Source organism: Desulforhopalus vacuolatus (assembly GCF_016918505.1).
GTDB lineage: Bacteria > Desulfobacterota > Desulfobulbia > Desulfobulbales > Desulfocapsaceae > Desulforhopalus > Desulforhopalus vacuolatus.
Window position 1 is genome coordinate 19,334 of the sequence record NZ_JAFFPZ010000016.1, and the last position, 13,731, is coordinate 33,064.

10 protein-coding genes, 1 other RNA gene and 1 pseudogene are annotated in these 13,731 nt (G+C 53.5%); 7 read left to right on the forward strand and 5 right to left on the reverse strand.

Annotation, left to right across the window (positions count from 1 at the left end):
- The first annotated feature begins 7 nt into the window (after nt 1-7).
- The 5 genes from rnpB (at nt 8) to JWG39_RS10750 (ending at nt 5,653) form a co-directional block, all read left to right on the forward strand.
- Nucleotides 8-369: RNase P RNA component class A (gene rnpB, locus JWG39_RS10730), an RNA gene on the forward strand.
- 16 nt (nt 370-385) lie between these two features.
- Nucleotides 386-1,642, forward strand: a complete 1,257-nt coding sequence (gene ispD / locus JWG39_RS10735) for a 2-C-methyl-D-erythritol 4-phosphate cytidylyltransferase (protein WP_205219394.1) — start codon at nt 386-388, stop codon at nt 1,640-1,642.
- 5 nt (nt 1,643-1,647) lie between these two features.
- Nucleotides 1,648-2,823 carry a M20/M25/M40 family metallo-hydrolase gene (locus tag JWG39_RS10740; protein WP_240192096.1) on the forward strand — a complete coding sequence of 392 codons (1,176 nt, stop codon included), beginning with the start codon at nt 1,648-1,650 and terminating at the stop codon, nt 2,821-2,823.
- Nucleotides 2,824-2,948: 125 nt separating this feature from the next.
- Entirely contained in the window at nt 2,949-4,388 is a 1,440-nt protein-coding gene (gene purF, locus JWG39_RS10745) for an amidophosphoribosyltransferase (protein ID WP_205219395.1), read from the forward strand.
- 350 nt (nt 4,389-4,738) lie between these two features.
- Nucleotides 4,739-5,653 carry a hypothetical protein gene (locus tag JWG39_RS10750; RefSeq protein WP_205219396.1) on the forward strand — a complete coding sequence of 305 codons (915 nt, stop codon included), beginning with the start codon at nt 4,739-4,741 and terminating at the stop codon, nt 5,651-5,653.
- Nucleotides 5,654-6,108: 455 nt separating this feature from the next.
- Here JWG39_RS10750 and JWG39_RS10755 read toward each other — a convergent pair whose 3' ends face one another.
- Nucleotides 6,109-6,318 carry a hypothetical protein gene (locus JWG39_RS10755; RefSeq protein WP_205219397.1) on the reverse strand — a complete coding sequence of 70 codons (210 nt, stop codon included), beginning with the start codon at nt 6,316-6,318 and terminating at the stop codon, nt 6,109-6,111.
- The gene (locus JWG39_RS10760; protein ID WP_205219398.1) at nt 6,315-6,560 is read right to left on the reverse strand and encodes a hypothetical protein; all 246 of its coding nucleotides are present in this window, start codon (nt 6,558-6,560) and stop codon (nt 6,315-6,317) included. Before JWG39_RS10760 ends, JWG39_RS10755 begins: the two co-directional genes overlap by 4 nt.
- 112 nt (nt 6,561-6,672) lie before the next feature.
- On the opposite strand from JWG39_RS10760, the pseudogene JWG39_RS17090 reads away from it, so the two are divergent.
- A pseudogene (locus JWG39_RS17090) lies at nt 6,673-7,647 on the forward strand (glycosyltransferase family 4 protein); the annotation flags it as partial.
- A 291-nt stretch (nt 7,648-7,938) separates the two neighbouring features.
- A complete protein-coding gene (locus JWG39_RS17095) occupies nt 7,939-8,781 on the forward strand; it encodes a prephenate dehydratase (protein WP_369130610.1) in 843 nt (280 codons plus the stop codon).
- Between the two features lie 524 nt (nt 8,782-9,305).
- Here JWG39_RS17095 and JWG39_RS10770 read toward each other — a convergent pair.
- From JWG39_RS10770 to JWG39_RS10780, 3 genes are all read right to left on the reverse strand, one after another.
- Nucleotides 9,306-10,022 (reverse strand): Bax inhibitor-1/YccA family protein, encoded by a 717-nt coding sequence (locus tag JWG39_RS10770; RefSeq protein ID WP_205219400.1) that lies wholly within the window; start codon nt 10,020-10,022, stop codon nt 9,306-9,308.
- A 105-nt stretch (nt 10,023-10,127) separates the two neighbouring features.
- The gene (locus JWG39_RS10775) at nt 10,128-11,960 is read right to left on the reverse strand and encodes a peptidase U32 family protein (protein ID WP_205219401.1); all 1,833 of its coding nucleotides are present in this window, start codon (nt 11,958-11,960) and stop codon (nt 10,128-10,130) included.
- Nucleotides 11,950-13,527, reverse strand: coding sequence for an MBL fold metallo-hydrolase RNA specificity domain-containing protein (locus tag JWG39_RS10780; RefSeq protein ID WP_205219402.1), 1,578 nt, complete (start codon nt 13,525-13,527; stop codon nt 11,950-11,952). Before JWG39_RS10780 ends, JWG39_RS10775 begins: the two co-directional genes overlap by 11 nt.
- Nucleotides 13,528-13,731: the final 204 nt, after the last annotated feature.

Here is a 13,731-nt window from a genome sequence, read left to right on the forward strand (position 1 = left end):
TGATTTTTGGAGCGGGTGCATGATCGCTCCGACCCTTGCGGTCGGGGAGGAAAGTCCGAACTCCACAGGGCAGGATGGTTCGTAACACGAACGCCGGGCGATCGGCGGACAGTGCCACAGAGAACAGACCGCCTCCAGTTTTTTCGGAGGTAAGGGTGAAACGGCGAGGTAAGAGCTCACCGCGCTGCGTGGTAACACGCACGGCATGGTAAACCCCATCCGGAGCAAGACCAAATAGGGAGATGTTTGAGGGCTGCCCGTCCGAAATCTCCGGGTAGGTCGCTGGAGGCGTCGAGTAATCGACGTCCAAGTTAAATGATCATGGCCCCGCAAGGGGTACAGAATTCGGCTTATAACCCGCTCCATTTTTTTTTCAGGATCCCCCATGACTCAAACTTCTTCCACCAGCGACGATTCAGCTGGCAGGATCGCCGTCGTTATTGCCGCAGCAGGCATGGGAAGACGCATGGGGGGGGCTGTCCCCAAGCAGTTCCACACGATTGCCGGTGGTCCGCTTTTTCTCCACACCATACGTGCCTTTCTTGCAAGTCGGCATATTTTCGAAGTAATTATTGTTACGGCGGCTGATCACCTGGAGACAACACGAACCCTCTGCGAGAAGTATTTCGGGGAAGATTCGCGGTTAAAATTTGTCGTCGGAGGCACACGCCGACAGGATTCCGTTTTTAACGGACTGAAGGCGACTTCCGCCCCTTTCACCCTTGTTCACGATGCGGCACGGCCGCTGGTCAGTGAAAGAATCATTGCCGACTGCTGTCACGCCCTGCGCCTCGGCAAGGCCGTACTCACGGCAATTCCGGTAGTTGATACAATCAAGCGCGTGGCTGATGGCATGGTCACCGCCACCATTGACCGCACCGGCCTCTATCGCGCCCAGACTCCACAGGGCGCAGCCACCATGGTCTTGATCGGTGCCTTTCAGCGCTTTGGCCAGAAGAATATCACCGACGAATCCTCACTCCTTGAGCTGGCCGGGATACCGGTGGAGATCATCCCCGGAGACGAGAAAAATTTCAAGGTAACCCTTCCGGAAGACCTCGCAAGAGCAGAAGAGCGGCTGCGGGACAATCCTCTCGAAATAAAGCTCCGCCCGTCCACATCTTTCAACACCACCCTGCCCCGTATCGGCCACGGCTTTGATGCCCACCGATTCGCCAGGGGCCGTGACCTCATTCTTGGCGGAGTAAAAATCCCCTGGCCTCTCGGCCTCGACGGCCACAGCGATGCCGATGTGATCACCCACGCCGTCTGCGACGCCCTGCTCGGCGCCAGCGCACAGGGTGATATCGGCAGGGCCTTCCCCGACAGCGACAACCAGTATAGAGGAATCAACTCCCTGATTCTGCTTGAGAGGGTGATGCAGAGCCTTGCTCCCCTGCTGATCGGCAATATTGATATCACCGTCATCTGTCAGGCGCCGAAACTCTCGCCCTTTCTTGTCGAGATGCGGCAGAACCTGCTGATTGACACACGCTTCTTCGCCGACCAGATCCACACCGCTGAATGCATCAACATTAAAGCGACAACCGAAGAAAAGATGGGCTACACCGGCAGAGGCGAGGGCATAAGCTGCCACGCGGTTGCTTTGCTTGTCCCTGCCCCCCAACAACCACGAGATTGAGATCCATGAATATTCCTGTAAACAGCGAGCGTCTCGCCCGTAATTTCATTGAACTCTGTGAGATTGAAAGCCCTTCTCGCGAGGAAGGCCGCATCGCCGCCCGCTTGAAGGAAATCTTCACCAGACTCGGTGCCGAATCCATCTATGAGGATAACTCTGCCGCAGCAACCGGCTCAGAGAGCGGCAACCTCATCATCCACTTTCCAGGCCGCGGATCCAAAGCAGAAGAGAAGGGTTTTTTCCTTTCCTCGCACATGGATACTGTCCGTCCCTGCGCCGGAGTAAAGGTGGTGCGTAAAGACGACCGCTTCACCTCCCTCGGCAACACCATCCTCGGTGGTGATGATAAATCAGGTCTGGCAGCGATAATCGAACTGCTGGAGATTCTCCGGGAAAATGAACTGGAGCATCCGCCGCTGGAACTGCTCATTACCACCTGTGAAGAGCTGGGACTCCTTGGAGCAACCGCCCTTGAATATGACAAGATACGCTCCCCGTACGGCTACGTCCTCGACGCCAACGGTATCAATACCGTTATTGTCCAGGCCCCTGCTGCCTGTAAATTTGAAATAACCGTTCATGGCCGGGCTGCTCACGCCGGCATGGCTCCGGAGAAAGGAGTCAACGCTCTGATGCTGGCGGCAAAGGCCCTCGCCCCCTTGTCCACCGGACGTATTGGCAACAATTCAACCCGTAACTTCGGGCATATTGAGGGCGGCGTCGCTTTCAACATCATTCCCGACGAGGTGAAGATTCTCGGTGAGGTCCGCAGCCTCAATAATGACATGCTTCCCGTCTATCTTGATGAAATAACAACCTCCTTCCAATCCGTCATAAATGCCTGGCTGCCGACGAAAGAAACAGTAGGATTTCATCCCTCCTTCACCTTCAAACAGCCTGGCCACTACCCCGCCCTCAAGCTCTCCGGCGAAAGTGAGGTGCTTGAAAGGGTGCGCACTGCGGAGCGGATGCTCGACCGAACTATCACCGAAACAATCGGCGGTGGAGGAAGCGATGCCAACATCCTTTCCCACAACGGCCTGCCCACGGCGGTACTCTCCACCGGCATGGCGGCGGTACATACTGTAGAAGAAAACATCACGCTGAAAGACATGGTTGCCGTCACTGAGATTCTGGTGGCGCTGGCAACAGCTGAACAACATTGTCCCCGGACTACTTGAATTTCCCTGATTGATAGTATAGTTTTGCTAATTTACCGTTCCTTTCTCCCTCAAATCCAGCCTGTGGGAAGTAAGAGCAGAGCACAATATTTGGCCCTGTTGCACATTCCCTGAAGAGAGCGTACATGCAGACTCAGATTCCCTCCATTGATGAGCCCGAGTTTTACAAACCACGCCACGAATGTGGCGTCTGCGGCATTTTCAACCATCCGGATGCAGCCAAACTTGCCTACTTTGCTCTTTACGCCCTGCAGCACCGAGGCCAGGAAAGTGCCGGCATCGCGGCTTCCGACGGCAGTCACGTCAACATCTACAAGGCAATGGGACTGGTCCCCGATGTTTTTTCCGAAGAGCATCTGCAGGAGCTGAAAGGTCATATCTCCATTGGCCACGTCCGCTACTCCACCACCGGAGCCAGCAGCGTCGTTAACACCCAGCCGCTGCTGGTCCGCCACCGCGGCCACACCCTTGCCGTCGCACACAACGGCAACCTCGTCAACGCCAGAGAGCTCCGCCATAAACTTGAGGAGCAGGGCTCCATCTTCCAGACCACCATGGACAGTGAAGTCGTGCTGCACCTCATGGCCCGCTCCGCCTGGCAGGGACTGGACACCGCTCTGCAGTATGCTTTCTCCTCAATCAAGGGTGCTTTTTCCATGATCCTGATGACAGAGGACTGTCTCGTTGCCGTGCGTGACCCGGACGGCTTCCGTCCACTCTGCCTCGGCCGTATTCTCAACGATGATGGCAGTGAGGGCTGGGTGGTTGCCTCTGAGACCTGCGCCCTCGACCTGATCAACGCCGAATATGTGCGCGATGTGGAGCCCGGCGAGATGCTGATCGTTTGCAATGAAGGATTGCGCTCCATTTTTCCCTGGCCGAAGCAGACGCCCCATCACTGTATCTTCGAGCATGTCTATTTCGCCCGCCCTGACTCGGAAGTTTTTGGCATTAACGTCTATCGGGCACGCAAGGAGATGGGTAAACTTCTCGCCCGCGAGGCAAATATTGACGCCGATCTGGTGATGCCTTTCCCTGATTCCGGCAACTACGCCGCCCTTGGCTACGCCCAGGAGTCAGGTATTCCACTGGAGTTCGGTGTCATCCGCAACCACTACGTGGGGCGGACCTTCATTCAGCCGACACAGTCCATGCGCGATTTCAGCGTACGGGTAAAGCTCAACCCGGTACGTTCCCTGCTCAAAGGCAAACGCATTATAATTGTGGAAGATTCCATCATCCGCGGAACCACCGGGAAATCACGGGTGGCCGCACTGCGCCGGGCGGGGGCAAAAGAGGTACACATGGTGGTAAGCTGCCCTCCCACCCGCCACGCCTGCTATTACGGTATCGACTTTCCTTCCACCAGTCAGCTTGTGGCCTGCGGAAGAAATGAGGAAGAGATTGCCGAATATCTCGGACTGGACTCCCTGCACTACCTCAGCCTTGAGAAACTTGTCGAGGCCACAGGACTCTCCCGCGATAAGTTTTGCCTCGCCTGCTTCGACGGCATCTATCCGGTGAAACCGGATACCAGTTTCTGCAAGGAGGCTCTCGAGAAGTAATACTCTTTATCTTTTGTATTGGCGAATTCAACGACAGCTCGGGGGCAGTCAATGTATAGAACAGGTTCCAGCCATGTTCTTATTACAGACAGCAGGGTACCCGGCAGAGATGCCCAAATTGGCAGGACAGACGACCACTTTGGGTGTCTCTGCAATGAGATCAATTTTATCATCCTGTACATGTTTACGTTTTTTTGTGCAAATGGTAAAAACAGGCAATGTTCCGAATGTAATTCCATTTCCACTTTGTATTGGCAACCCGGGGAGCAGTCAATGTAAAAGCAGATTCCAGCGGCGTTTTTTGGTCAGTAAAAAATATAAATGGCAGTATATTTCCAGGCACAGGAATCATGGCCTTTATCAAAAATGCCAGAGACTACCCGTCACATTTTTTTGACGCAGGCAACGGAACTGACCCCATTGGGGAAATTCTTCACCTTGCAAGAGAAATGACAGGTTCAGACGTTCTTGCTTCGATCAAGCGTCTGCATTACGATATTGTTGCCATGTTCTCCGGAAAAAATCCGGAGTTCAAGCGCAACACCATGCCCTACCACACCCTCCGTCACACCCTGATGGTGGCACTCGCGGTAATACGTTTTTTCTACGGTCTGCATTTCAGCGGTCACCGCATCTCCGGGCATACCCTCTTTCAAGGGATGCTCTGCGCCTATTTTCACGACAGCGGCATGCTGCTCAAGAGTGATGACCCCGCTACCTCCGGTGTGGGTTATATCTCCATCCACGAAAAGCGCTCGGCGCAGTTCCTCACCGAATATGTGAAGAAAAAAGAACTCCTCCCCTCTCTCTCCGACGGTGTCGATATCATTATTGCCTACACCTGGCTGGGCCATAATCCAGCCACCTTCCCGCTGCATTCAAAACGGCAACAGATGCTGGGGCATGTGGTGGGTGCCGCCGACCTTCTCGCGCAGATGGCCGATTGCTACTATCTTGAGAATCTGCCGCTGCTCTTTGATGAATTGGAAAGGGGAAAGCTGAATACCAGCAGGAATGTGAGAGAATTCATGGAGCAGACAGAAACCTTTTATCGGGACGTGGTTCTACCACGTTTCACCTCCAAATATTCCGAGGTGTTCGACGCCATGGTGAAGCACTTTGTGTTGCGTTACGGCATCAACCGCAACCTTTATATGGAATCAATCAACAAAAATCTCAAATATCTGCAGATCATTCTTGATCAGTGCAAAGATCTCGACTGTATATACGCTCGTCTGCGCCGCAGGCCACCGAGAATAGAGTAAAAAGGGAGACGGGAGAAGCAAAAAGCGGTAAGACAATTTTTTTACCGCGAAGAACACTAAGAAACGCGAAGAAAAGCGGAAAAGACAGGGAAAGGCAAAAGCCGGGACAACAGATTTTTTTGCCAACGAATAAAAGCTCGAATAATGCGAATAGGGCAAAAGACAATTTTTTACCGCGAAGAACACTAAGAAACGCGAAGAAAAGCGGAAAAGACAGGGAAAGGCAAAAGCCGGGACAACAGATTTTTTTGCCAACGAATAAAAGCTCGAATAATGTGAATAGGGCAAAAGACAATTTTTTACCGCGAAGAACACTAAGGAACGCGAAGAAAAGCGGAAAAGAATTTAAGAATAAAGATTTTGTAATTTACAAGCGGGAAGGACGGGAAAAGTAAAAGGTCTTTGTAGAGACGACCAGTCTGGGTGTCTCCGGCACAACAGGCGTTTCAGACTTTTCAGCGACTGCGCGGATCTTTGCCGGTCTCAAACATCTCAAAAAGATCGTAGAAAAGTTTGGTGATAGTACTGAAGTTGGTGGCCGAACCCGAAGCCGCGTATGCTTTCGTCAACTCTATTGCCCGCGCAAAACTCTCCTGCGACTCCACAGCATCCCGGTTATTGACCGCCGCCACCAGGCGGGCGCCGATATCATCTTCCGCTTTCATTTTCCTTCCTCCTGCTTCTTACCGCGAACACTAACCACAGCACCGGTAACTTTCTCCAGAAGGGCATTCAAGCGGTGTTCCGCCTTGCGCACCACGCTGGCCACTTTCACATCATCCAGTACACCCACAACCGTGCCACAGGCGACACACTGCACGAGGCAGAATTTCTGCCCGGACTTCGTTACAACAGGAACCGCCTCAAATTCATGACACTCACAGCAGGGACATTTTGATCTTGCCATATCAACCTCTACAATTGATCTCAGTTACCACTCCGGGGAAGGAATATTCGCTTTCCTGACATGGATATTGTAACGTGTAACTCTTTGAAAAGATAGATGCAACAGGAAACCCATGAAAATCCTTCACCTCATCAGTCAGTATTCCGAAAGCACCGGTTCAGGATACCGCCTTCAGAATATTCTCCGTCAGGCACACACCGCCGGACATGAAAATTTTCTTGTTACCGGAATTTCCGCAGGTATTATCCCGTCACTGAAGGGAATCGACGCCGGACAGTGCCGCTTTGTTCACTTTGGCGAACCGCCGCTCATGTTCCCCCTCCCCGGGATGAGCGATGTAATGCCCGGTAAAAGCAACCGCTTCGAGGACCTCTCCGACGATCAGCTCAACCTTTATGAAGAGGCATGGAGTACCGCTATTGCCGACGCCCTGCAAACCTTTCAACCGGACATCATCCACAGTCACCATCTGTGGATCGTCAGCGCCATCGCCCGTCGACTCAGTACCGGGACAAACATCCCGCAGGTCATCTCCTGCCACTCCAGCGACCTGCATCAATACCGCAGCCACCCGCAATTGAGGAAACGGGTTGAGACATGCCGCGAGGCGGATCAGATCTTTGCCCTCAGTGAAGAACAGAAGAGAGAAATCATCAAGTATTTCGCCATCGCCGAAGAAAAAATTACCATCGCCGGTGAAGGAATCAACACTGAGATATTTTATTCACATAAGGAAAAGCCCGCTCCGCCGCCGGTACAGATCGTCTACGCTGGTAAACTGAGCCGGGCCAAAGGAGTCAACCGGCTGCTTGAGACCATGACCGGCTTCACCCCGGAAGAGGCTCATCTGCACCTTGTCGGTTCCGGCACCGGCGAAGAGGCCGTCCAGTGTCTGCAGCGGGGGAAACAGCTTGAGGAATGCAATCTGGTAACGGTTCACGGCACTCTGCCCCAGCCGGAACTGGCCCGGCTGATGCGGCAAAGTCACATTTTTGTGCTGCCATCCTTTCATGAAGACCTGCCACTGGTACTGCTGGAGGCACTGGCCTGCGGCTGCCGTCTCGCCTGCACCGATCTCCCCGGCTGCGTGGAGTTGCCCGGCAGGGCCGAAAGCAACCCTGCAGAGATTGTCGCCCTGCCCGATCCAGCCAGCCCTGGCATGCCGAAAAAGAGTGACCAGAAAGTGCTGCAGAGCAGGTTGTACAAAACTCTCCGCACCCTGGTGGACAAGATCACACAATCGCCGCAGCTGAGCATGAAGGAAAAACTGGAGAGTCAGTCCATCATCGCGCACAGCAGCTGGCACCACGTATTCACCCGTATAAGTAAAGTCTATACTGAAATGACAAATCAAACCTTTGACCAGATAAACAGCCCCATGCACTATACATCTATCTCCTTTCAGGGCATCGCCGGAGCCTATTCCGACCTCGCCTGCCGTACCGCCCGCCCCGATCTGGAAACTGTTCCCTGCAAATCCTTTGATGACGCCTTCCACGCCGTCCGGGAAAAGCAGGCCGACCTCGCCATGATTCCAGTGGACAACACCATTGCCGGACGGGTAGCCGACGTTCATCACCTGCTGCCGGAGAGTCGGCTGCATATCGTTGGTGAACACTTTCAACCCATCAGCCACTGCCTTGTCGGACTGCCGGGAGCAAAGCTTGAAGAGATCACCGATATCCACAGCCACATTCACGCCCTGCCCCAGTGTCGCAACTATATCCACGACCACAATTTCACCACCCATGTCGCTGCCGACACCGCCAGCGGTGCCGCCAATCTGAAAAAGGACAACGACCCCACCCAGGGGGCCATTGCCTCGGAACTGGCCGCGAAACTCTACGGGCTGGACATCCTGGATCGAGATATTCAGGACAACAACCTCAACACCACCCGTTTTCTCATCCTCTCCCGCGATAACTTCGTGCCAATGTATGAGGAAAATATCCGCTTCCTTACCACCTTTCTCTTCGAGGTACGCAATATCCCCGCTGCGCTCTACAAGGCACTCGGTGGTTTTGCCACCAACAACATCCAGATGGTCAAGCTGGAAAGTTATGTGGACGACCACTTCAACGTTGCCCGTTTCTATGTGGACGTTGAGGGCCATATTGAAAGCCGCTCGCTGCAGATGGCCCTTGAGGAACTGCATTTCTTCGCGAAAAACCTCACCGTAATGGGTACCTACCCTGCCCATCCCTTCCGCATCTCCCTGTAGGGAACGAAGAATATGGGCGAAAAAAACAAAGACAAAAAGGGAAAAAGGAGACAGGAGACAGGAGAAAGGAGGCAGGAAAAAGCAGGGCGACAAAACTTGATGACGTTCTTTGTGGGATGAGGCTGTTTCAAGGTACTCTTGTGAAAGACGGAACAGCAAAAAGATTTTTTTGCCAACGCAAAAATACTCTAAACATGCAAAAAAAGGATTTTATACCATTTTCATTTTTTACTGACCCCAACAAACGACAGGACAAACAGTGTGATACATTAATTCATTGCAGAAACGTCTGTTGTGAGATGAGCCACCTGTTGTGCTGAAGACGCCCAAATTGGGCGTCTCTACAAAAACCTTTTGCTTTTGCTTGTTCCTGTCTCCTGTCTCCTGTCTCCCTTTTCCCTTCCCCCTGCCTTTGAATCCGCCAATACAAAATGTAATTGTTATTACACAAGAGACCCATAAGAAAGGCCCCGTTTCCAGATGGAAACGGGGCCTTTCTTTTTCACAGACAGAAAAACGGATTCTCAGTCTTTTCCACCGCTGAGGAGACGAAGCATGAGCAAAAAGAGGTTGATAAAATCAAGGTAAAGGGTCAACGCGCCCATGATGGCACCCTTGCGGATCGCCTCATCACCGGCTTCCATAATTCCGGTTTCACCAATTCTTTTGATCTTCTGAGCATCCCAGGCGGTGAGGCCGAGGAAAATGATCACTCCGAGATAGTTCAATGCCCAGGCCAGAGCAGAGCTGGCAAGAAAGATATTAACCACACTGGCGATAATGAAACCGATCAGCCCCATCACCATGAAAGAGCCCATGCCTGTGAGGTCACGCTTTGTCACAAGACCATAGACAGCCATGGCCGCGAACATGCCGGAAGCGGTAAAAAAGGCACTGGCAATAGTTCCAGTACTGTAGAGCATCAGGATGATTGACAGGGTGATACCATTCAATGCCGAGTAGCCAAGAAAAGCCCCCGTCGCGACGGCAGCACTCATCTTTTCAACCCTGAACGAAAGCCACATGACGAGGCCAAGCTCAGCAAACATCAGGCCGAAAAAAATCGGCTGGGATATATAAGAGACCAGCCCGCTCGCTGCGGTCATCATGGCAACAACACCGGTGAGAGCAAGACCGGCTGTCATCCACACAAAGCATTTTGACATGAATACCGATGCAGCCCGTCTGGTGACTTCAGCGGGAACAGCAACATACGATAATTCTTTTGTCCTTCCAAACATGGGATACTCCTTTCAAGGTGATTAAGTCCGCCGTGTACGAAGCGGGATTGAAATTTCGGCACATTTTCGCCGACTCAGAAGTACTATAATATTCATTGAATCAAATTATCGCAACTGTCGCAACACCATCTCACAACGCTGGCAGTCAAACTCCAGCTCCTTCTCCCCGGTCTGATCCGCGAGGATGAGTCGGCTGTCCTCAATTGCCCTGCCGCCTTTTTCATGGGGACAGAGACCGAGCTGATACTTCACACAATATTTTGTCTGCATCAGCGGCATGCCCTCAACCTGTTTCGCGTCAAGCTCTCCGCTCACCTCCGCACAATGCCGCCGATAAAAGGCGACCGCACGGCTGTTGCGGATATTGTCCAGCACCGAAACAACAGGTGAGAGCCACGGCGTCTCACTGCGTACCACTGTTGCCTCTTCCCGGGGATGCGCCCTCCGGCGCAGCTCTTCATGAGCGGCAACCGCCTTCCGGCGCAGGTTGTTGAGCAGGGCAGCGGAAAGAAAGGGATTACCCTCAAGTTCAACAGAGAGATTTTTCAGACGGAAAAAACTGTCACCGAGTCGCGCGAGCTGTTTCTTCGCCGACCGCTCTCCCTGCCCCTGCTGCCTGGCCAGCTCAAAATCCATTGTCAGCACACTCTCACTGCACAAACCATCTTCATCGACCAGTTCCAGCAGCACCCCGTCCACACCCTGGCGCAGGGTCATGGAGAGGCCGATGGTCCGTGGTGTCTCACTCCCTTCCAGTTCCCGGTTGAACTGCACATCCCTGTTACGGAAAAGCTCTGTGCCGGGAGTAAACTTCACCTGCTCCTTGAGAGATATCCACTCACTGTCCACCCGGTTGATGCGCATCCCCTGCAGATCGCCATAGCGGTCAAAACAACAGAGTCCGTCACCGTTGGCCAGCACCACAGGATTCTTCAGGCGAAAAGCGTTTCCACGCACCTCCGCAACCACCCCGATAGCTTCACCGGTAGCCTTTGGGGTATGAATCTCTGCTGCACGATTACGCCTTTTTTCAATGTAGTAGTCTGTTCCGCCACGGTGAAAGGACTTATCGAGATTCGGTTCAAAAGTAAAGAGGCAACGGCCGGATGAGGCCGCACCTCCCCCACCCTGTTCGAGCAGAGCATCCAGCTCCCGCCGATAACTGGCGGTCACATTCTTCACATAGTTTTCGTCCTTGAGCCGCCCCTCAATCTTAAAGGAGGAGATACCCGCACCGGCCAGCGCAGCAAGGCGGCCACTGAGATTCAGATCCTGCATGCTGAGCAGATAACCGTCCGCGAGCTGTTCCCCGTTCTCCCGCCGCAGGGTATAGCGGTGGCGGCAAAACTGGGCACATTCCCCGCGGTTGGCGCTGCGTCCCTGCAGGACCTCACTGATATAGCACTGACCGCTGTAACTCACGCAGAGCGCCCCGTGGATAAAGAACTCCAGTGGCACAGTCGTTGCCGCGCGAATCCTGTCTATCTGCTGCAGGTTCAATTCACGGGCGAGAACGATCTGGCGAAAACCAACCGCCTCAAGAAAGGCAGCCTTCTCCGGCGTTCGGGTATCGCACTGGGTAGAGGCGTGCAGCGGAATGGGCGGCAGATCACACTCCAGCAGTCCCATATCCTGAATAATAAGGGCATCGGCACCGATATTCCAGAAATCGCGGGCGAGGGCGGCGGCGCGTTCCAGCTCCTTTTCCTCAAACAGGGTATTGAGAGCGATATAGACCCGGGCATGGAAGAGACGGGCGTGGTGCACCAGTCGTTCCAGCTCCGCCAGGGAGTTGCCCGCCGCCGAGCGGGCACCAAAGGCGGGGCCACCGATATAGACGGCGTCGGCACCGTGGTTGATGGCCGCGATGCCGATCTCTGCGTTCTTTGCCGGAGCAAGCAGTTCCAGTTTTCTGCCGTTGGCCTGCTCAGATTTCAAGACATTGCCCTCGACGGGGGATCACGGTGTTAAATCCCTCACTGTTCAAGTATTTGGCGAAAGCGGTGCTCTGTTCCTCCTCACCATGGACGATGGCGATACGTTTCACCTCGAGACCGGAATCCTTCAACAGGCGCATCAGGTCGTTGCGGTCACCGTGCGCACTGAAGCCGCGCAGGTTCGCGACATGGGCACGCAGGGGATACTCTTTGTTGTAGAAACGAACCGTCGGCGGCTCTCCCTTGCGGCCATTCTTTTCATAGGCCTCTCCCTTCTCCTGCAGCAGGCGGCCAAAGGTCCCCTGCCCCATATAACCGACAATAAGCACGGTATTACGCTCGTTGTGGATCTTGTGACGCAGGTGGTGCAGGACACGTCCGCCCTCACACATGCCAGAACCGGCGATAACAATATGGGGCCGCTCGTCACGGTTAAGTTCCATTGATTCCTGCACCGACTGCACAAAATTAAGCTGTGAAAATTCGAAGGGATTAATACCCTTTTCTAGGAAGATATCGTGGGTCTCCTGGTCATAATTTTCCGGATGTTCCCCAAAAACGCGAGTGATTTTAGTCGCCAGCGGGCTGTCCACCCATATCGGCATCGGCGGAAGCGCATCCTCCAGCACCAGCTCGTGGAGGAAGTAGATCAACTCCTGGGTCCGTCCATAGGAGAATGCAGGAATGATTACGGAACCGCCCCGCTCCCAGGTCTCCTGTACCACTTCTCTCAGCTTCTCCTTCATATCCCGCACCGGCTCATGGAAGCGGTCACCATAGGTCGATTCAAGAATCATCAGGTCTATTTTACGATGTTCAGGCGGGAAATCAAGAGTTGGATTATTGATGATCGGCTTGTTAAAACGGCCGACATCACCACTGTAAAAGACATTTATTCGCTCACCGTCACGCACCCGGGAGAGTACGGTAAAGGCCGAACCAAGGATGTGACCGGCGGGGTAGAAGGTTGCCTCGATATCACGCCCAACGGTCATCGGTTCCTCGAAGGGAACACCAGAGAAATATGCCAGTGACTTTGTGGCATCCTGCGTACTGTAGAGCGGCTGAATGACCTCCAGATGCTGTTCTTGAAGCAGGTTCAGGACAACCTCGTCGCGCACCTCATAGTCGTTTGATTTGAGGACGCTGCGAATCTCCTGAGCCTGCGCCTGGGTAAGCTCCTCCGTGCCACGGCTTTTCACCTTGGCGAGAAAGTGCTTGGCATTGCGGTAGTTGAGAAAGGAGGCATCCCCTTCCTGGATCTTGGCGGAATCAAGCAGCAGATATTTACAGGCATCGGCCGTGGGGGGCGTGCAGTAGATTCGGCCGTGAAAGGTCCCCTCTCGGGTCAGCAGCGGGAGACGTCCGGAATGGTCAATATGGGCATGGGAGAGAACTACGTTGGTAATGGTCTGCGGGTCGATGGGAAGCACCCTGTTCTTCATCTCTGTCTCCTTCCTCTTCCCCTGAAACATACCGCAGTCGAGCAGGATATGATCTTCACCGCTGACCAGACAGTGACAGGAACCGGTGACTTCGCGCGCCGCGCCATAAAATGTAACATTCATACGTTTTCTCCTGGTTGAATCGACAGACGTTTCCTCTGCCTCAAATAGGGATGGTATGGCTGATTATCCAACATCTCTTTATTTCTTTAAATGTACCGCACCCTGTCAGGGAAACAAAGCTGGAAGGTGGTGAAAGGGGGAAAAGGGTTGACGCAATTCATCGCAGGAGTTACTTTGTCCGCCTGTTATACTATATAAGGATAT

Coding starts and splice junctions, on each gene's coding strand:
- ispD (WP_205219394.1), top strand. CDS start 386: ATGACTCAAACTTCTTCCACCAGCGACGATTCAGCTGGCAGGATCGCC.
- JWG39_RS10740 (WP_240192096.1), top strand. CDS start 1,648: ATGAATATTCCTGTAAACAGCGAGCGTCTCGCCCGTAATTTCATTGAA.
- purF (WP_205219395.1), top strand. CDS start 2,949: ATGCAGACTCAGATTCCCTCCATTGATGAGCCCGAGTTTTACAAACCA.
- JWG39_RS10750 (WP_205219396.1), top strand. CDS start 4,739: ATGGCCTTTATCAAAAATGCCAGAGACTACCCGTCACATTTTTTTGAC.
- JWG39_RS10755 (WP_205219397.1), bottom strand. CDS start 6,318: ATGAAAGCGGAAGATGATATCGGCGCCCGCCTGGTGGCGGCGGTCAAT.
- JWG39_RS10760 (WP_205219398.1), bottom strand. CDS start 6,560: ATGGCAAGATCAAAATGTCCCTGCTGTGAGTGTCATGAATTTGAGGCG.
- JWG39_RS17095 (WP_369130610.1), top strand. CDS start 7,939: ATGCACTATACATCTATCTCCTTTCAGGGCATCGCCGGAGCCTATTCC.
- JWG39_RS10770 (WP_205219400.1), bottom strand. CDS start 10,022: ATGTTTGGAAGGACAAAAGAATTATCGTATGTTGCTGTTCCCGCTGAA.
- JWG39_RS10780 (WP_205219402.1), bottom strand. CDS start 13,527: ATGAATGTTACATTTTATGGCGCGGCGCGCGAAGTCACCGGTTCCTGT.